The organism is Rahnella sp. ChDrAdgB13 (assembly GCF_017655185.1).
Lineage (GTDB): Bacteria > Pseudomonadota > Gammaproteobacteria > Enterobacterales > Enterobacteriaceae > Rahnella > Rahnella contaminans.
Window position 1 is genome coordinate 1 of record NZ_JAEMGT010000208.1, and the last position, 3,433, is coordinate 3,433.

Annotated in this window: 3 protein-coding genes and 1 pseudogene; 3 read left to right on the top strand and 1 reads right to left on the bottom strand. The window is 40.9% G+C overall.

Features of this window, described 5'->3' with window-relative positions; translation table 11 throughout:
- From J8X26_RS26735 to J8X26_RS26745, 3 genes are all read left to right on the top strand, one after another.
- Positions 1–229 (top strand): transposase (locus J8X26_RS26735; RefSeq protein WP_374101312.1); only part of this gene is annotated, 229 nt, incomplete at its 5' end.
- 212 nt (positions 230–441) lie between these two features.
- A complete protein-coding gene (locus tag J8X26_RS26740; RefSeq protein WP_208952553.1) occupies positions 442–1,662 on the top strand; it encodes a mandelate racemase/muconate lactonizing enzyme family protein in 1,221 nt (406 codons plus the stop codon).
- Positions 1,663–1,841: 179 nt separating this feature from the next.
- A complete protein-coding gene (locus J8X26_RS26745; protein WP_208952554.1) occupies positions 1,842–3,203 on the top strand; it encodes an MFS transporter in 1,362 nt (453 codons plus the stop codon).
- A 152-nt stretch (positions 3,204–3,355) separates the two neighbouring features.
- Here J8X26_RS26745 and J8X26_RS26750 read toward each other — a convergent pair.
- Positions 3,356–3,433, bottom strand: a pseudogene (locus J8X26_RS26750) (IS6 family transposase); the annotation flags it as partial.

The following is a 3,433-nucleotide window of genomic DNA, read 5'->3' on the forward strand; positions in this document are numbered from 1 at the left end:
GGATGTGACCTTCAGAGAGGATGATTCACGGATACGCGAACAAGTGTCGACGCGAATGTTTGCCCAGTTGCGCAAGATGGCTTTGAATATCGTAAAACGCGATAAAAACAGCAAAATAAGTCTTAGGGCGCGTCGTAAAAGCGCCGGATGGGATAATAGTTATATGGAAGAATTGTTATTCAACCGCATGGATATAAAGGATATTATTCCCGATAATTTTAATGCGTAAGCCCTGGGTGGGAGCCCCATAAAAAGCATGCCTTTATTTTTTACAATATGTGATCAATGTCATATTTAAGTATGCGTTAGCACATTCAAACCGAGAAATAAATAAGTTTTATTAGGCAAATGAACATAGAGTAATTGAGGGATAGGACATAAAATTTATTCCATATTGGGTATTAATTTCATATTGCAGAACAAGAAAGCGAGAGATAAGGCATGCCAAAGATAACTAAAATCACGACGATTAGATGTAAAGAAAGATCTAATATTATTTGGGTTGAAATTTCTACCGATGAAGGTCTGATTGGCCTCGGTGAAGCATTCAGAGGTAGTGAGGCGATAGAGGCCATAATACAAAATCATCTGGGGCCTTGGCTTTTAAATCAGGATTCACGTAATATTGAATCATTGTCCAGAACGATGCTGACGCCCTACATAGGATTCCATAGTGCAAGTGCGGAAATTCGTGCCGCTAGTGCTGTAGATATTGCGCTTTGGGATTTGTTTGGGCAACGGCATGGTATACCACTATATGAAGCGCTGGGGGGAGCGTCACGAAATCGTATCGCTACGTATAATACATGCTCAGGCTATTCATTTAATTCGAATAGTAGTGCCTATAACTCCGCAGATACGCGACGTACCGTTAACTCTCAGGACGTAATGGCCGGTCCCTATGATGACCAGGTCGCGTTTATGCAAGATTCCGGGAAACTGGCTCAAAGTTTATTGTCAGAAGGGTTCAAGGCAATGAAAATATGGCCTTTTGACGTGTACTGTTCCAAAACTCAAGGGCAAATGATATCGCTGGAAGATCTTGAGGAAGGATTGACACCTTTCAAAAAAATTAGAGAGGCAGTCGGTAATAAAATTGAGATACTGTGCGAATTGCATAGTTTATGGAATGTCCCCGCTGCCGTTCGTATATGTCAAGGCTTAGAAAAATATAATGTCCTGTGGGTTGAAGATCCTATTAATAAAATGGATGATGCGAAAGCTTTAAACTATCTTAGAAATAAGGTTAAAACGCCCATCTGTGGAAGCGAAACATTGGCCGGGGTCAGCACATTTAGGGCGATGCTTGAACAATCCACCTTTGATTATGTCATGGTTGATTTATCATGGTGTGGAGGGTTAACTGAAGCCCGAAAAATAGCCGCTCTCGCCGAAAGTTACGCGATGCCCATTGCACCACATGATTGTACCGGTCCTATCGTACTATGGGCATCGTTACATTTGGCACTGCATGCTTCGACCGCAGTGTATCAAGAAGTTGTGCGGGCAAATCTTGCCACCTGGTATAAAGATTTTGTCACTGCGGTCCCTGTTGTTAATGATGGCGGAATTGATGCGCCTAAAACTGCTGGGGTTGGCGCTAAACTTCTCCCTGCGGTAAAAGAAAGGAAAGATGCTGTAGTCAGAATATTAGAGATATAATTATTTAAATATAAAACCAGTTGGGTCTAATAATTGTCACTCCTCAACTTTATTAAGGTAGAAATATTACTGTAAGACAGTAGCACACGAGATGAAAGTCTTATTTAGTATTCATAATACAACTGCATGTTTTATTTAAACTATTGCCACGACAAGTATTTTCATAAAGGTAATGCGCCATGAGTTACGTGAATGAAATGCAGGACATCAAAAAGCACAGTACACCTAAACACACAAATATACGTTGGAGTATTGTCATTATTTTATTTATTGTTACAGCCGTTAATATTGGTGACAGAACCACGTTAGCCATAACTGGGAAAGACATGTCTCAAGCATTGGGAATAAATGCAGTGGGACTTGGCTGGGTTTTCTCGGCATTTTCATGGGCGTATTGTTTAGCTCAAATACCTGGTGGTTGGCTTCTTGATAAATTTGGTTCAAAAAAAGTCTATTTATGTAGCTTGTTTTTTTGGTCATTATTCACTTTATTGCAAGGGTTCGTCAATGTGTTTAATGGCTTGGGGGCACTCATAAGCCTTACTGTTTTGTTGTTTTTGGTCGGTCTGGCTGAAGCACCAGCAATGCCGGGTAACAGTCGATTTACAGCAGCATGGTTTCCCGCTAAAGAGAGAGCCACGGCTGCTGCTATTTTTAATTCCGCCCAATATTTTTCCACGGTAATATTCGCTCCTATAATGGGGTGGATAACAGCAGATTTAGGTTGGGAAAGTGTTTTTATTTTTATGGGCATTTTAGGCATAATCATTACTGGCATCGCCTCAAAGGTCATTTATAATCCATTATCTCACCCCAAGGTTAATGCGGCTGAGATAGATTATATCAGAGCAGGTGGCGCATTAGTTGATATCGATAAAAAGTCCGAAAATTTAAATATATCAGGACCTAATCTTGGGTATGTAAAACAACTGATAACCAGTCGTATGTTGGTGGGGATTTATCTTGGGCAGTATTGTATCAGTGTTTTGACCTTTTTCTTTATCACATGGTTTCCTTTCTACCTGGCCCAGGAAAAGGGTTTAAACATCAAAACAGTCGGCCTTATTTCGGCCATACCCGCGATTTGTGGTTTTTTAGGTGGACTTACCGGTGGTGTCATTTCAGATATCATTATGAAAAAAACCAATTCATTATCAATATCAAGAAAGCCCCCCATTGTCTTTGGCATGCTGCTGTCAATGTCAATGGTATTGTGTAATTATGTTGATTCAATCTATTTAATTGTCTTCTTCATGGCATTGGCCTTCTTTGGTAAAGGTATCGGCGCCTTAGGCTGGGCGGTCATGGCAGATACAGCACCCAAAGAGATTGCGGGTCTTGCCAGTGGATTATTTAACATGTGCGGGAGTATCTCTGGTATCATTTCTCCCGTTATCATTGGTTATATCGTCCATGCTACGGGAAAATTTGAATGGGCGCTTGTTTTTGTGGCCATCCATGCCCTGATAGCAATATTAAGCTATGTTTTTTGTGTTGGCCCGATAAAACGTATGGAATTGAAAACGTTGACACCCGCTTAACGGTTTTGTTGAATAAATGGCTTTGTTGAATAAATAGATTTTATGCTGGTCATTCATGAAACCGACCAATTCCCATTACATAAAATCATGCAGTTACACAGGTTCTGTCGCATTAACGATAATGGGCCGACAGAAAGTGCGCTGCCTGTTTTTCAGGTAGCCAACAGGTAAAATTGTTCTGCAAACGACAATCCGTCACCGGCAGGATGACCATACTGCCCCTTGCGTAT

What these genes read in the sequence shown, in the direction of transcription:
- J8X26_RS26740 (WP_208952553.1), top strand. Translation starts at nt 442, where the DNA reads ATGCCAAAGATAACTAAAATCACGACGATTAGATGTAAAGAAAGATCT.
- J8X26_RS26745 (WP_208952554.1), top strand. Translation starts at nt 1,842, where the DNA reads ATGAGTTACGTGAATGAAATGCAGGACATCAAAAAGCACAGTACACCT.